Raw genomic sequence first — 14,410 nt, forward strand, 5'->3', positions numbered from 1 at the left:
CAACGTAGATGTTTCAATAATTATTCCCTGTAAAAATGAGATTAATAATATAAAGTGGACAATAGATTCAATACTGGAGTCTAAAAATCATCTTAAATGTGAAATTATAGTAGTGGATGATGCTTCAACAGATGGAAGTACAGAGTTTTTGAAGTCTTATATAAGTGAAGATAAATATAGAGATATTATTTTAATTAAGACTAATAATATAGGGTTATCAGCAACAAAAAATTTGGGTGCAAAAGCTGCTAAGGGAAAATATTTATTTTTCTTTGATGCCCATATAAAAGTACCTGATATGTGGGCAGATGATTTAATTAATACTTTAGAAAAGGGTAAGGCTTCTTTAGTGGCTCCATGTATTTCAGATATTTCAAATATCTCATCAGCAGGTTACGGTCAGACATGGAATGATAAATTTAAAATTACTTGGCTCTCAAAGAAACCAAAAGAAGGAGATGAGATTCCACTGGCGGGTGGTGCAGCTCTAGGAATAACTAGAGAGGCGTTTGATAGAATAGGTGGGTTTGATCATCTTTTTCAAGTATGGGGTAAAGAGGATGAAGAGATATGCCTTAAAGCATGGCTTTATGGATATAGAATAGTTATTAATCCTGATGTAATAGTACAACATTTATTTAGAAAAAAATTTCCATATAAAGTAGATGTTGCAAATGTTACTTATAATACTATATGTCTTGCCTGCTCACATTTTGAAATAGACAGACTTAAGAAGGTTATGGATATAGCTAGAAGAGATTATTATTTTTTTACTGCAGCACGTGAGATAAATAAAAATTCAGGTTTAATTTTAAGTCAAAGAAATAAATACATGAAAGAACGTATATATGATGATGAGTATTTCTTTAAAAAATTTAATGTTTTGTTTTAATTTTACCACTTAAATAAAGATATCCTCACATTTGTGAGGATATCTTTATTTATAATTTTAGCTGCAACAGCTTGGAGTACAAGTTGGTGTTGGAGGACATGCTGTTGGACAAACTACTGTTGGACATGGTGTGTTTAGGCAAGAAGGTGTAGGACATACTTCTGGTACTTCAAAGGTACCACTGAATTTTACAACAGTACTATCACAAGGACCAGTTCCGCCAGAACAAGATTCTTTAGAGGCAGCTACAGTAACGATAAGACTACTAGTAGGTATAGATTTAGGTTGTGCTTCGCTTAATGTTGGTGGACATTGTTGATAACTTACAATATTATTTACAGATTGTGAGCCTTCACAGCATATAGCACCATTAAGAGTTCCTGCGCAAAGGCCACCAGCACATGCATCACCTACAGCATTACCTGTAAATGCTCTAAAATCAATACAACCAATTACCCTTCTAGGATATAAAGTTATGCAAAAAGATGGACAGCCTGCTCCAGGTGTAACGGTAACAGGACAAGGACAAGGGTCAGTAAAGCAGAACAAGTTACTGGTATACTGTATAGTAGTAAGAGCAGGGTTTATAGTTACAGTAAAACCAGCATCAATGGTTGTTTTACAGCAGAAATTTATTGTGTTTACGCAGTCTCCACAGTCAGGAGTACATGTAGGATCAGCTTCTCTGAATCCAGCATTAATAGCATTGAATCCATTTGATTCCATAAGTTCTTTAAGGGTTTCTTCAGTTAATGTAGTTGCTATCTGTTTTTCCGATAGACTTTCCATTTCTAGCATTATGTCTCTGATTTCTTTCTTTGTATTAAATTCCTTCACAATACGTACCTCCCCTATAAACGAATATAAGTATTATATATTTATATTTCCATACTAACATGATATGAATTAGTTCAAAATGTGTGCTAATTGCTAAAAAAATAAAAGTTATAATTTGCAATATGTTTAGCATATTTTATATTAAGAATAATTAAAAAGAAGGGATAAAGTAATGTTTTTGCCTGAAAAGGTTTTTTATGTTATAAAGCAATCAGACTATACTACGTGGAATTTTACATATGATAAAAACAGGGGAGTTTTGTATAGAATTTTAAAAGAGGAAAAAGAATCTAATTATAAGGAGTTAGAAAAAGAGAGTAGTGGAAATTTTTCTGTGTTATTACTTCCTAATGATGATATATATTTCTTATATGAAGATTTAAAGGAAAATATAAAGTTGCGAATTTTAAATGAAAATAAATGGAGTGAGGATATAGTTATTTTAAAAAAAGCTACTGAAATATATGACATCTCTTTTAAGGCTATATTAAATAAAAATCAAATTTATTTATTTTATAATGTACTAAATAAAGAAACTAAAATCAGAACACTTTTTAATCAAGTAGTAGATGAAAACTTTAATCTAGCATCTCCTAGAATAATAGCTAAAAGCAGCGATGAAAACAATTGTTCTTTCAACATTGTTGCAGATGACAACAATAAGCTATTAATTATGTATCAAAAATCACAAAACAACTATAAGCTTGGATATAAAATTTTAAATACTGAATTTGATACCTGGTCTGATTTTCATATAATAGATGAAAGTAGTAAGCCATTTATAGATTATTCTTTTTTGTCAATTAATGATGCTATACATTCATTATATATAAAAAAGGAAAAGAATAAGGATGTCTTAATTTATTCACAGAGTGAAGCCATTAAAGAAGGAAATAACAGATTATTTGAGGGTACGGATATAAAATCCTGTTCTTTTTTTGCCATAGAAGGTCATTTATATTGTTCATGGATAAACAATAATGAAATATATAACTGTTTCACAAAGGATAAAGGAAAAACCTTTAGTGCGCCTTCATCTATTGAATTATTAACTTCATTGAATGTTATAAAATCAATATATAAGTCTAATTTAACTAGAACCATAAGGGATTTAATAATTAATGAAATGTATGTAATGGATGATGATGAGGTTGAAGTTTTAATAATTCCAAATGAATATAATACTTTAGATAGTAGTATAATTAATAAAATTAAATCTCATAAAGAATGTGACCAATGTTTAATAGAAGCTAAATCCTATTTGAATGTTGCTTATAATAAAATGCTTATTTACGAAAAACAACTGAGACAGAAAGAAGATTTAATTACTTTACTCAAGAATAGCATTCAAGAATATGTTATTAGAATTCAAATTTATGAAAATAAATTGAAGGATATAAATACAGAGTATATAAAATTTCAAGAGGATAAGAATTTATTAAATGGAAACATAAATTATCTTCAAGAGAGTTTAAAAAGCAAAGAAAGGAAAATCAATGAATTGGAAAATGCTAGCATAGAGCAAGGAAAGGAAATATTAATTTTTAAAGAACAGTTTGACGAAAAACAAAAACAAATTATGATATTGCAAGGGAAAACTTCTGAGCAAGAGAAGGTTAACATGGAAAAGGAAAGTAAAATTTTATCCTTTAATGAAGAAGTTGAGATTTTAAGAAATCAATTGGAGGACTTAAACTTAAACTTAGCCATAACTAGCCCTAAAATCAAGGAATCCTTTTTAAAGCGAATATTTAATAATAGATACTAGATATAATATGTATATACGAATAATTTTAAACACTTATTTGAGATTATTACATTAAATTAATGTAATAATCTTTTTATTTATGTATCAAAAGTAGGTAGTAGATTAATATAATATACTGAACTTTAAAACTATGTATTAATGGACAATTAGTTTATATAGTTATAGATTTAATTACAAAATTTCCTGTAAAGAGACATGTTAGGGGGAGGAAATTATGAGTTTAGTTATTAATGAAGAAAGCTATAAGGAAATAGAAAAAGAGTTACGCAAAGTTAATTATTTTATAGATAGTGAACTAAAACAAAAAGTTAATTTAAGTGAATATTATGGAAAAGAGGGTTATAAAGACGTAAAAAAATTTGCGAATAATATTAAATTGATAGATAAAATTTCTAGTAGTTTTGAATGTAAATATATAATCGATGTAGGATGTACGAATTTACCATACTTATTAGAACTTAAAGATAAATATACGATAATTGGAATAGATCTGAATATTGTAGAAAGGTTAATAGATTATGAGGGCGTATGGTATATTAAATGCGATCTAGATTTTCTTAATAAAATAAATTTACCTGCGAAATTACTCCAGGCATCAATGATTTTATGCAGTAATGCTTTAGAAAAAGTAAAAAATAAAGGATGTCTATTAAGTAACATTAAAGATTTTATGGAGAATTCAAAAATTGGGTTAATAAGTACTTTGGATAGATCAATTAGTAATTCTGATGAAGCCATATGGACAATAGATGAATTAAAAAAAACTTTAAAGTATTATGATTTCAATTTGCATTTTATTGGACTTAGTAATAAGAATAAAGAGGAATTAAGAGAAAATATATTATGTATTATTGGTAAAAATAATGACAATATAATAGATGAAAATATAAAAAAATTTAGGGTAGTGGCAATTATGTCAGTTATTAATGAAGAAGATATAATATATGATTCAGTTTCTAAATTAAAAGAAAATGGAATTGATGTCTATATTATGGACAACTGGTCGACGGATTCAACTTTTGCAATAATACAAAATTTGTATAAAGAAAATAAAATTATTGGTTTTGAGAGGTTTCCTAAAGAAGGACCTACAAAATATTATGAATGGATGGAAATATTAAAAAGGAAGGAGCAATTATCTAAAGAGCTTGATGCGGATTGGTTTATGCATACTGACGCAGATGAAATTAAAAAGGGTCCCTGGGAAGGTTTGAATTTAAAAGAATCTATATACTTGGTAGATAAAATGGGGTTTAATGCAATTGACTGTAATATTATTGATTTTTGTCCAGTCGATAATGGATTTGCTAGAGGAGATTTTGAAAAATACTTTAAATATACTACAATTGTTCAAAAACTCACAAGGATAGACACCTGGAAGAAAGTAAATGTTGCATTTGATCTTGCAAATTCAGGTGGGCATGAAATAATATTCTATGGTCGGAAAATATTTCCTTTTAAATTTTTGCTAAAGCATTATTCTTATAGGTCACAAGCACATGGTTTAAAAAAAGTATTGATGGAAAGGAAAGCAAGATATAGTCCCAAAGAATTAGCGAGGGGGTGGCATGTTCACAATAATTATATGAATTCTAAAACGAATTTTTTAATGAATCCTGAAGAATGTATTCTATATGTTGAGAAAAGTTTTATGGAGTATTTCTTACTTGCAAGGCTATTTAGATGCGAAGTATTTGATGATAGGGATTGAATTGGTTATTTAGACTTTCCTAAATATAAAGAGGTTGCCTATGATTTTTTCAGGTAATACATCCATTAAGAATAATATTTAGGTTGGAGGAATAGTATGATTACAAGTATAGTAATTTTAACACATAATAAACTTAAATATACAAAACTTTGTATTGAGAGCATAAGAGAATATACCGATAAAAATAATTATGAAATTATTGTAGTAGATAACCATTCTACTGATGGGACCGTTAATTGGTTAAATAATCAGCGAGACATAAAATCAATATTTAATGAAGAAGGTCTTGGTTTTCCCAAAGGCTGTAATCAGGGAATAAATATTGCAGAGGGAGATAATATTCTACTTTTAAATAATGATGTGGTGGTTACTCCAAATTGGCTTATGAATTTAAATAAGTGCTTATATAGTTCTGAAGATATAGGAGCAGTTGGAGCAGTTGCTAATAGGTGCCCTTATTATCAACAAATAAGTATAAAATATAATAATGTGGAAGAAATGGTGTATTTTGCAGAAAAATATAATATTTCTGATAAAAATAAATGGGTGGAACGGTTAAAGTTAATTGGCTTTTGTATATCTATCAAAAGAGAAGTGATAGAAAAAGTTGGGCTGTTGGATGAAAGATTTACTCCAGGAAATTTTGAGGATGATGATTATTCTTTAAGAATAAGAAAAGCTGGATATAGATTAATGCTTTGCAAAGATACCTTTATACATCATTATGGTAGCGTTACCTTTGGTGAAAATCCCTATGAGTATTCTAAAATTTTAAAAATCAATCAAAAGAAGTTTGAAGAAAAGTGGGGATTTAATTGGGAAAATTATATAAGTTATGAAATAATTAAATTAATTGATAAACCTAAGTCACAAGAGTTTAACGTATTAGAAATTGGCTGTGGCTGTGGTGCTAACCTACTTGAAATAAAAAATATTTTTAAAAATGCTAATGTATATGGTATAGAATCAAATAAAAATGCTGGGGAAATAGCGAGAGACTTTGCAAAAGTTATAATTGGAAATATTGTAAATTGTGAATTAAGTTATCAAGACAAATTTTTTGATTATATGATTTTTTCAAGTGCAGATATGAATTTAAACGACTCTCCAGAAATTTTAAAATTTGTAAGAAGTCATCTGAAAGGGGGTGGCCAAATATTAATAAATAATTTTAATACTAAGCTTACCCGATTATAGAATTTAATCATTATTACTTATGATTATAAGAAAAAATTATTACGATTAATATATTTTAAAAAGACCTCTATAAAGGGGTCTTTTATTATACAAAAAATACCTGTAGGATCAACACTTTTGTTGATGTCCTAGGCTATAGGTACAAGTTTAACTATTCATGCATATAATAAAGAAAGTATGATTGAATGTGCTATATAAGTTGTATAAAACAAGATATGAACCTAGAATAAGCAGTTCTTAACGCAGATAATGCATCAACAGATATAATTTAATTTAAATCAAAATTGGAGGAGTAACATTGAAAGTTGTAATTTTAGCAGGTGGTTTTGGCACTAGAATAAGTGAAGAGAGTCATTTGATACCAAAGCCAATGATAGAAATCGGCGAAAAACCAATTCTTTGGCATATAATGAAATACTATGCATCCTTTGGTTATAACGACTTTATTATATGCTGTGGGTACAAGCAGTATATAATCAAAGAGTTTTTTGCGGGTTACTATCTGCATATGTCAGATGTTACATTTGACTTTGCAGCAGAAAACAAGTTGACTATACACAATAATAATACAGAACCGTGGAAGGTTACATTAGTTGATACAGGTTTAAATACAATGACAGGTGGACGTATAAAGAGAGTTAAAGAGTATATCGGAAACGAGACATTTATGCTTACGTATGGTGACGGTGTTGCCGATGTAAATATTAAAGAGCTTGTTGATTTTCATAGATCACACGGCAAGATAGCTACAATTACAGCCATACAGCCTGGAGGACGTTTCGGAATGCTTGATATTGACGACAATGAAGGAATTAACAGTTTCAAGGAAAAATCTAAAGAGGATGGTGGCTGGATTAATGCTGGATATATGGTGTTAAATCCGGAGATCATTGACTATATCGATGGGGATTCTGTTATTTTTGAAAAAGAACCGTTAGAAACAATTGCTTTAGAAGGGCAACTTAAGGCTTTCTTCCATCATGGTTTCTGGCAGTGTATGGACACAATGAGAGATAAGGAATTACTCGAAAAACTATGGGACAATAAACAGGCATCGTGGAAGGTGTGGGAATAAATGATGATGGATTTTTTTAAAGATAAAAAAATATTTATAACCGGCCATACAGGATTTAAGGGTGCATGGCTTTGCAAAATGCTTATTAATGCTGGAGCTAAGGTGACAGGGTATTCACTTAATCCACCTACAACTCCCAGTTTATTTGAGATAAGCAAAATTGAAAAACAGATGCACTCGGTCATTGGTGATATTAGGGACTTGGAGAATTTGGAGAAGGCTTTTAATGCTGCTCAGCCTGAGATAGTATTGCATCTGGCAGCACAAACTCTAGTTAGAGATTCATATACTGATCCTCACTACACATTTGAAACAAATGTGATGGGTACAGTAAATATTTTAGAATGTGTTCGTAATAACAACTATGTTAAGTCTATGATTAATATTACAACAGATAAAGTCTATCAAAATAATGAGTGGGTTTGGGGTTACAGAGAAAGTGACCCACTGGACGGCTATGACCCATATTCAAACAGCAAGTCTTGTTCTGAGATTGTAACACATAGTTATAAAAAATCGTTTTTCTTAGGTGGAAACGTTGCAGTTTCAACTGCAAGAGCAGGAAATGTTCTCGGTGGTGGTGACTTTGCGAGAGACAGAATTATACCTGATTGTATTAGAGCCGTTGAGAATGAAGATGACATAATCGTTCGTAACCCTCACTCCACAAGACCATACCAGCACGTGTTGGAACCTCTCTATGTATATTTAATGATTGTACAGAAGCAATATGAGGATATCAAGTATGCTGACTATTACAATGTAGGTCCAGATGAAAGCGATTGTATTACCACTGGAAGATTGGTTGATATATTTTGCAGTAAATGGGAAGTAGCAACAGGGAAGAAACAGGCATGGATAAACAAATATGATGGAGGGCCTCATGAAGCAAATTTTCTGAAATTAGATTGTTCTAAACTAAAATCAGTTTTTGGTTGGAAGCCAAAATGGGACGTTGAAACAACAATCGAAAAAACTGTTGAATGGGCAAAAGTCTACTTTGATGGTGGTAATATTGCTTTTATTATGGATAAGCAGATTGATGAATTTTTAGGAGGTACTAAATAAATGTTTGAAAATAAAACAGAAAAAGAAGCGAGAAAGCAAATCCTTGACGTGGTATCCGAATATTGCGACATCTATCATAATAAAAAAAAGTATAATGAAGGAGATCGGATTTCTTATGCTTCACGTTTTTACGGTCATGAAGAAATGGTCAATTTAGTCGATAGCTCCTTAGAATTCTGGCTGACATCCGGAAGATATACTGATCAATTTGAAAAAGAGTTTGCCAGTTATTTAGGAATCAAATATTGCTCCCTTGTTAACTCCGGTTCGTCTGCTAATTTAATTGCCTTTATGGCGCTCACATCGACCTTGCTTGGTAACAGGCAGGTAAAAAGAGGGGATGAGATTATCACTGTGGCGGCAGGATTCCCAACTACAGTAACACCTATAATCCAATATGGAGCTGTCCCAGTATTTGTTGATTTAACAATACCTCAATACAACATAGATGTAACGCAACTTGAAGCCTCAATTTCTAAAAAAACGAAAGCAGTAATGCTTGCCCACACTCTTGGTAATCCATTTGATTTGAAAACAGTAAAAGATTTTTGTAATAAAAATAATCTCTGGCTGATTGAGGATAACTGTGATGCTCTTGGTACGATATACACGATAGATGGCGAAGAAAAGTTCACAGGAACTATTGGTGATATTGGAACTTCAAGCTTCTATCCTCCACATCACATGACCATGGGCGAAGGCGGTGCTATTTATACAGATAACCTACTTCTTAATAAAATTATTCGTTCTCTTAGAGATTGGGGAAGAGATTGTATATGTCCATCAGGTGTGGATAATCTTTGTGGACATAGAGCTGACAGGCAGTATGGTGAATTGCCATTTGGGTATGATCATAAATATGTATATTCTCATTTTGGTTATAATTTGAAAGCTACTGATATGCAAGCTGCAATTGGCTGTGCTCAGTTAGTAAAGTTTCCTTCATTTGTAGAAAAGCGTAGATACAACTTTGATAGATTGAAAGCTGCATTAGAAGATGTATCTGACAAATTGATGCTACCTATGCCTTGTGAAAATTCAAAGCCAAGTTGGTTTGGTTTTCTTATCACATGCAAAGAAGGAGTTGATAAGAATAAGGTTGTCCGATATGTGGAGAGTAAGGGAGTACAGAGTAGAATGCTTTTTGCAGGTAATCTGATAAAGCAACCTTGTTTTAATGAAATGAGAAAGATAGGTAAAGGCTATCGTGTAGTTGGAAATTTAGCAGTTACAGATAGAATCATGAATGATACTTTCTGGGTTGGTGTATATCCGGGGATGACTGATGAGATGATTGATTATATGGCTAAAACAATTAAGGAAGCAGTGATGTAGATGAAGAAGGCTATTGTGACCGGAGCATCTGGCTTTGTAGGTGGCTGGTTGGTAAAAGAACTAGTTTCAAGGGGGGTAAAAGTAATAGCAGTTGTACGAAGTGAAGAATCTAACATGACGGTATTACGACAATATGACAATGTCAGCATTGTTGTATGCCCAATTGAGAAGATTACTACTCTTCCATTGCTAATTCTAGACGATGATATTGATGTGTTTTATCATTTTGCTTGGGCAGGTACATCCGGTGTGGATAGAGCTGATATAAAGTTACAGCTTAGCAACGTAAAAGCTACTTGCGATGCTGTAAAAGTTGCATCTGAAATTGGATGTATAAAATTTGTGAATGCTGGAAGTATCATGGAATATGAAGCTGTACAGTATATTCCGGCAGATGGCACAGAACCGGTGCTTAGTAATATATACAGTACAGCAAAACAGACAGCAGATTTCATGGCAAAAACTCTTGCAGTTAGTTTAAAATTGTCATATGTGAATGCTATCATATCGAATATATTTGGTACAGGTGAAAAATCAGAAAGATTTATCAACACTGCGATAAGAAATTTTTTGAATAAGGGAAAAACCACATTTACACATGGTGAGCAGTTGTATGATTTTATTTACGCATCTGATGCAGCGAGGGCATTTTATCTAGTGGGTCAAAGTGGAAAGTCGTATACAAGTTATTATATCGGAAATCCAAAACCTTATCCTTTGAAAGATTTTATTACAAGAATGAAAAATATAGTTGATGAAAATATTGAACTAAATTTTGGTGAAATACCCTATCAAGGAGCATTATTAAAATATACTGAATTTGATACAACCAAATTACACAACGAATTTGGGTTTGAAACAGAAGTAACGTTTGAACAGGGGATTGAAAAAACTGTACAATGGATTCAAAATAATAATTGAATTCTTAGGTGAGTAAAGGAGGAATACTGATGGGTGAATTTTCAATAGAAAAGACAAGTATGAAAGGAGTATTTCTTATTGATTCTTTTTCAACAGAAGATAGCAGAGGATATTTTGTTAAAGACTTTGAAAAAGAGATATTTGCCAAAAATGGTTTGGATATTGATTTGTATGAAAGTTTCGAATCTTTTTCATGGGAAAATGTTATTAGGGGCCTTCATTTTCAAACACATGAACCACAAGCAAAACTTGTACGTGCAATAACTGGAGAGATATTAGATGTAATTGTTGATTTAAGAGCTGGCTCAGAGACTTTTGGGAAATGGGAGAAGTTTTATTTAACAGAACGTAAAAGGAAGAGCCTTTTTATTACAAAAGGATTCGCACACGGTTTCTGTGTACTTTCTAAAACAGCAATTGTCTCATATAAATGTGGTGGAAAATATCACAAAGGAACTGACAGTGGCATTGTTTGGAATGATGAAGATTTATCTATTGATTGGGATGTACAAAATCCTATTATTTCCGAGCGAGATAGTGCATTAATGACGTTTAAAGACTTTATTAAAAATTTTAATGCGTTACTAAAAGAATAATAAAAGACCTCGATTAAGAGGTCTTTTATTATAATATAGACATTTAAACGGTAGTATACACAGTGGCACACAAAGCATTTGCTTAGCACAGTAATATCTCCAAACCTTCTCCATCATAAACTTCAAATTCTTTTATTGATCTCATTATTTCTTTTTTAGCAAGTTCAATATATCCATAGCTATAATATAGTTTTCCAAGATTGAGTAGTACAAATTTATTATTTATTAAATTTAGTAAGTTTACGGCTATTTCAAGTTCATTAAACTTATTATTTACGAGTAAAATTTCACAGATTTCTAAAATAATATCAAGGTATTCCTGGTCATTTTCTTCTTCAGATAAAACAGAAGTGGGCTCTTTTGTAAATAAGGTTAAGACCTGTGAGTAAACTTTATATTGTTTTTTATTATACTTAGATAAATCATCCTCTTTAAAATTACTTAATAAAGCTAGTGCATTATCATAATTATTAGTTAAGATGCTACTTATAACTTTGTACATGGAAAAATATAAATAACTAGAACTACTTTCTGCTATACTGTTCATTTTAATGCATTCATTAAAGTCGCCAGACATTACAAGACAATTAGCTTTAAGCAACATTAGGTCTTCTGGAATAATTCCAGCAAGTTCACATTTTTCTACGTATTCCAATGCTGTTTTATAAAAGCCTTCGGTGTAAAATAAATTTGCAATAATCATATTGGCTTTGGGATAATCAGAAAAAAACTCTTCTATAATTTTTTTGAAATCATCGAAAGGTGTATTCTTATTCTTTAATATATGACCAATAGAATATAGTGGATTAATGAAATCAGGATTTGATTTCATTGCTTCAATATAATAATTATATGCAGCATCATAATCCTTGAGTTTTAAATATGCATTACCTAACTCATAATATGCTTTGAAACTTCCAACTCCATATAAACACTTTAATTCAGAAGGTGCTTCTCCGAGTTCAATGCATTTTTCTAATGACCTTATCTGAAGAGTAGGCACATTCATATCTTTTAAAATAAGAGCTTTTAAAAAATATAAGTCAGTAAACTTAGGGTAGTGTTCGAGTCCAATATCTATAAATTTAAAAGCTGTATCAAAATCTTTTATATTGTAATTTAAAAATACTATTCTAAATATTAATAAAAAACTGTATCCATTATATGGTTCAAATTTTTCATAGGACTTATAATAATGTTCTAAAGCAGTTTTGTTTTCATTTAGTGCTGCGTATTCAGTTCCTAAGTTGAAGTGAGCAAAATAATCATTTGGATCTTTTTTTATTTGATCATTTAAGAGGGTTATATTTCTAGCTCTCTTATCCTTAGAATCTATACTTTTATTCATATAACCAAAATGGTGAATTTTTAAGAGTGTATAAATTGCATTATATTTATTTTCAGAATATATTAACTGATTATGAACTTCTCCCTCATAGTGGGTTCCTTGATTATTTTTATATAATCTTGGATTTAAATTTACAGTTATTGAATTATCATCAATGGTATTTCCATAATAGTTTAAGGTTTCAAAAAAATAAATTGCATTTTCATCCAACTGCCTAGTTAATAAATCTCTAAAATTTTCTTGATCCTCAGGATATAATTCATCATCTCCATCCAAAATCAATATCCAATCTTTAGTAGCATATTTTAATGATTCATTTCTAGCATCACTAAAGTTATTATTCCACTGAAAATAGTGAATCTTAGCTCCAAAGCTTTTAGCGATATCTATAGTTCTGTCCGTGGAACCTGTGTCAACTATAATAATTTCATCAACAATATCCTTGATGCTGCTAAGGCATCTAGGTAAGTAGGTTTCTTCGTTTTTAACAATCATACACAAACTTACTTCATTTTTCATTTATTATCCTCCAATTTAAAACAATCAAATACTTCCATATATATTATGTGGAATTTAATTAACAGTTCTTAATTCATTTTCAAAAGCTAGAGATATTTGAAATCACGGCTCATCTACAAATATTTTAGAAGTTACTTTGAAAAAACTATTGGATAAAATTTATGTATTATATTCTACATGGTAAGTGAGTTCTAGAGTGCAGGGATTGACAACATTGTTTACAATCTCCGCTTTTTATAAAAGCAAAGTTATATAAATAATTATTAGGTACATTTTATGAATAAATCCATATATTATAACAGGATGAAAATCCTTAAAAATAAATATATGGAGATGGTTTTTTTTATGGCTTTAACACTAAACTTTGATACTCCAAAAACTAGTTCGCCTCGTGCTGTTGCAGTTACAGGAACAGTTGCGGCATATAGTCTTGGATATTTAACAATTAGCCTTAACGTTACTAACGCTTCTACTGCAGCTAGGAACCGTTCATTTTACAGAACAATAACCTATGATAATACAGCCGGTGCTACAGCTCAAGTAGTTAGTACTTCTTATACTTTGTCAATTGTACCAAAAATTTTAGGATCAGATACTATTTTATCAGCAGCACAGGCTTGGTCATACACCCCTAACGTTTAATATTAACTTTTTTAAAGACCATGGAGCCATAACTGGCTCCATGGTCTAAGTTGAGGCTTTAGAAGGGAGGTGTTTTTAAGATAATGGATAACCGAATCCAGCAAGAATACTGTTATTTTCATATAAAAGTGGTTATGAGATGTGAGTGCGGAGGAGCTACTATAAGAAAAGTCAGAGTTATAGGAACAGTAGCAGAAGATTCGCTATATGATGCTGTAGTAAATATTGCTGTAAAAAGAGCCAGCAGCGGTCATACGGATAATTATTACGTTGTTGATGAATATAATAACTTATTAAGCGGTATCCCTCTTTATATAGATAGAATCTATAATATGGCTATTATTCCAAAGGAAACGACCGGTGATGTTGAAACTGCGAATTTTTATGGTTCTTATAAGGTATAGAGTATTATTTTTAGTAAAGTTAGTTATTTAAAACTGTATAGTACCTCAGGACAAAACATTAAATGAAATTTAATGGATACCTCGAAATGGGAATTAA

At 30.8% G+C, this 14,410-nt stretch carries 13 protein-coding genes; 11 read left to right on the forward strand and 2 right to left on the reverse strand.

Annotated features, from left to right (window positions below):
- Positions 1–22 precede the first annotated feature (22 nt).
- Positions 23–892 carry a glycosyltransferase gene (locus G9F72_RS08625; protein ID WP_224676279.1) on the forward strand — a complete coding sequence of 290 codons (870 nt, stop codon included), beginning with the start codon at positions 23–25 and terminating at the stop codon, positions 890–892.
- A 57-nt stretch (positions 893–949) separates the two neighbouring features.
- Here the strand turns inward: G9F72_RS08625 and G9F72_RS08630 are convergent, their stop codons facing one another.
- Positions 950–1,729 (reverse strand): hypothetical protein, encoded by a 780-nt coding sequence (locus tag G9F72_RS08630; RefSeq protein WP_164957924.1) that lies wholly within the window; start codon positions 1,727–1,729, stop codon positions 950–952.
- A gap of 172 nt (positions 1,730–1,901) precedes the next feature.
- Between G9F72_RS08630 and G9F72_RS08635 the strand changes: the two genes are divergently transcribed.
- From G9F72_RS08635 to rfbC, 8 genes are all read left to right on the forward strand, one after another.
- The gene (locus G9F72_RS08635; RefSeq protein ID WP_164957925.1) at positions 1,902–3,497 is read left to right on the forward strand and encodes a hypothetical protein; all 1,596 of its coding nucleotides are present in this window, start codon (positions 1,902–1,904) and stop codon (positions 3,495–3,497) included.
- A 214-nt stretch (positions 3,498–3,711) separates the two neighbouring features.
- Positions 3,712–5,208: a glycosyltransferase family 2 protein gene (locus tag G9F72_RS08640; protein ID WP_164957926.1), complete on the forward strand. Its 1,497-nt coding sequence runs from the start codon at positions 3,712–3,714 to the stop codon at positions 5,206–5,208.
- Between the two features lie 96 nt (positions 5,209–5,304).
- Positions 5,305–6,405: a glycosyltransferase gene (locus G9F72_RS08645; protein WP_164957927.1), complete on the forward strand. Its 1,101-nt coding sequence runs from the start codon at positions 5,305–5,307 to the stop codon at positions 6,403–6,405.
- Between the two features lie 298 nt (positions 6,406–6,703).
- Entirely contained in the window at positions 6,704–7,480 is a 777-nt protein-coding gene (gene rfbF, locus G9F72_RS08650; protein ID WP_164957928.1) for a glucose-1-phosphate cytidylyltransferase, read from the forward strand.
- On the forward strand, positions 7,481–8,548 hold the full coding sequence (gene rfbG, locus G9F72_RS08655; protein ID WP_164957929.1) for a CDP-glucose 4,6-dehydratase: 1,068 nt from the start codon (positions 7,481–7,483) through the stop codon (positions 8,546–8,548).
- Positions 8,549–9,883: a lipopolysaccharide biosynthesis protein RfbH gene (gene rfbH / locus G9F72_RS08660; RefSeq protein ID WP_164957930.1), complete on the forward strand. Its 1,335-nt coding sequence runs from the start codon at positions 8,549–8,551 to the stop codon at positions 9,881–9,883. It abuts the gene before it with no gap.
- On the forward strand, positions 9,884–10,804 hold the full coding sequence (locus G9F72_RS08665) for an NAD-dependent epimerase/dehydratase family protein (RefSeq protein WP_164957931.1): 921 nt from the start codon (positions 9,884–9,886) through the stop codon (positions 10,802–10,804). It abuts the gene before it with no gap.
- A 29-nt stretch (positions 10,805–10,833) separates the two neighbouring features.
- Entirely contained in the window at positions 10,834–11,400 is a 567-nt protein-coding gene (gene rfbC, locus G9F72_RS08670; RefSeq protein ID WP_164957932.1) for a dTDP-4-dehydrorhamnose 3,5-epimerase, read from the forward strand.
- Between the two features lie 82 nt (positions 11,401–11,482).
- Here rfbC and G9F72_RS08675 read toward each other — a convergent pair whose 3' ends face one another.
- Complete coding sequence (locus tag G9F72_RS08675; protein WP_164957933.1) at positions 11,483–13,267, reverse strand: glycosyltransferase; 1,785 nt, start codon at positions 13,265–13,267, stop codon at positions 11,483–11,485.
- Between the two features lie 327 nt (positions 13,268–13,594).
- Between G9F72_RS08675 and G9F72_RS08680 the strand changes: the two genes are divergently transcribed.
- Together G9F72_RS08680 and G9F72_RS08685 are read left to right on the forward strand one after the other, a co-directional pair.
- Positions 13,595–13,909 (forward strand): hypothetical protein, encoded by a 315-nt coding sequence (locus G9F72_RS08680; protein ID WP_224676040.1) that lies wholly within the window; start codon positions 13,595–13,597, stop codon positions 13,907–13,909.
- Positions 13,910–13,992: 83 nt separating this feature from the next.
- A complete protein-coding gene (locus G9F72_RS08685; RefSeq protein WP_164957935.1) occupies positions 13,993–14,313 on the forward strand; it encodes a hypothetical protein in 321 nt (106 codons plus the stop codon).
- Positions 14,314–14,410 lie beyond the last annotated feature (97 nt).

The sequence above is a fragment of the Clostridium estertheticum genome, from assembly GCF_011065935.2.
In the GTDB taxonomy this organism is placed as follows: Bacteria; Bacillota; Clostridia; order Clostridiales; family Clostridiaceae; genus Clostridium_AD; species Clostridium_AD estertheticum_A.

Bases quoted from the DNA above. Each gene is read 5' to 3' on its own strand.
- G9F72_RS08635 (WP_164957925.1), top strand. From the start codon at position 1,902: ATGTTTTTGCCTGAAAAGGTTTTTTATGTTATAAAGCAATCAGACTAT.
- rfbC (WP_164957932.1), top strand. From the start codon at position 10,834: ATGGGTGAATTTTCAATAGAAAAGACAAGTATGAAAGGAGTATTTCTT.
- G9F72_RS08640 (WP_164957926.1), top strand. From the start codon at position 3,712: ATGAGTTTAGTTATTAATGAAGAAAGCTATAAGGAAATAGAAAAAGAG.
- G9F72_RS08685 (WP_164957935.1), top strand. From the start codon at position 13,993: ATGGATAACCGAATCCAGCAAGAATACTGTTATTTTCATATAAAAGTG.
- rfbG (WP_164957929.1), top strand. From the start codon at position 7,481: ATGATGATGGATTTTTTTAAAGATAAAAAAATATTTATAACCGGCCAT.
- G9F72_RS08645 (WP_164957927.1), top strand. From the start codon at position 5,305: ATGATTACAAGTATAGTAATTTTAACACATAATAAACTTAAATATACA.
- rfbH (WP_164957930.1), top strand. From the start codon at position 8,549: ATGTTTGAAAATAAAACAGAAAAAGAAGCGAGAAAGCAAATCCTTGAC.
- G9F72_RS08680 (WP_224676040.1), top strand. From the start codon at position 13,595: ATGGAGATGGTTTTTTTTATGGCTTTAACACTAAACTTTGATACTCCA.
- G9F72_RS08675 (WP_164957933.1), bottom strand. From the start codon at position 13,267: ATGAAAAATGAAGTAAGTTTGTGTATGATTGTTAAAAACGAAGAAACC.
- G9F72_RS08665 (WP_164957931.1), top strand. From the start codon at position 9,884: ATGAAGAAGGCTATTGTGACCGGAGCATCTGGCTTTGTAGGTGGCTGG.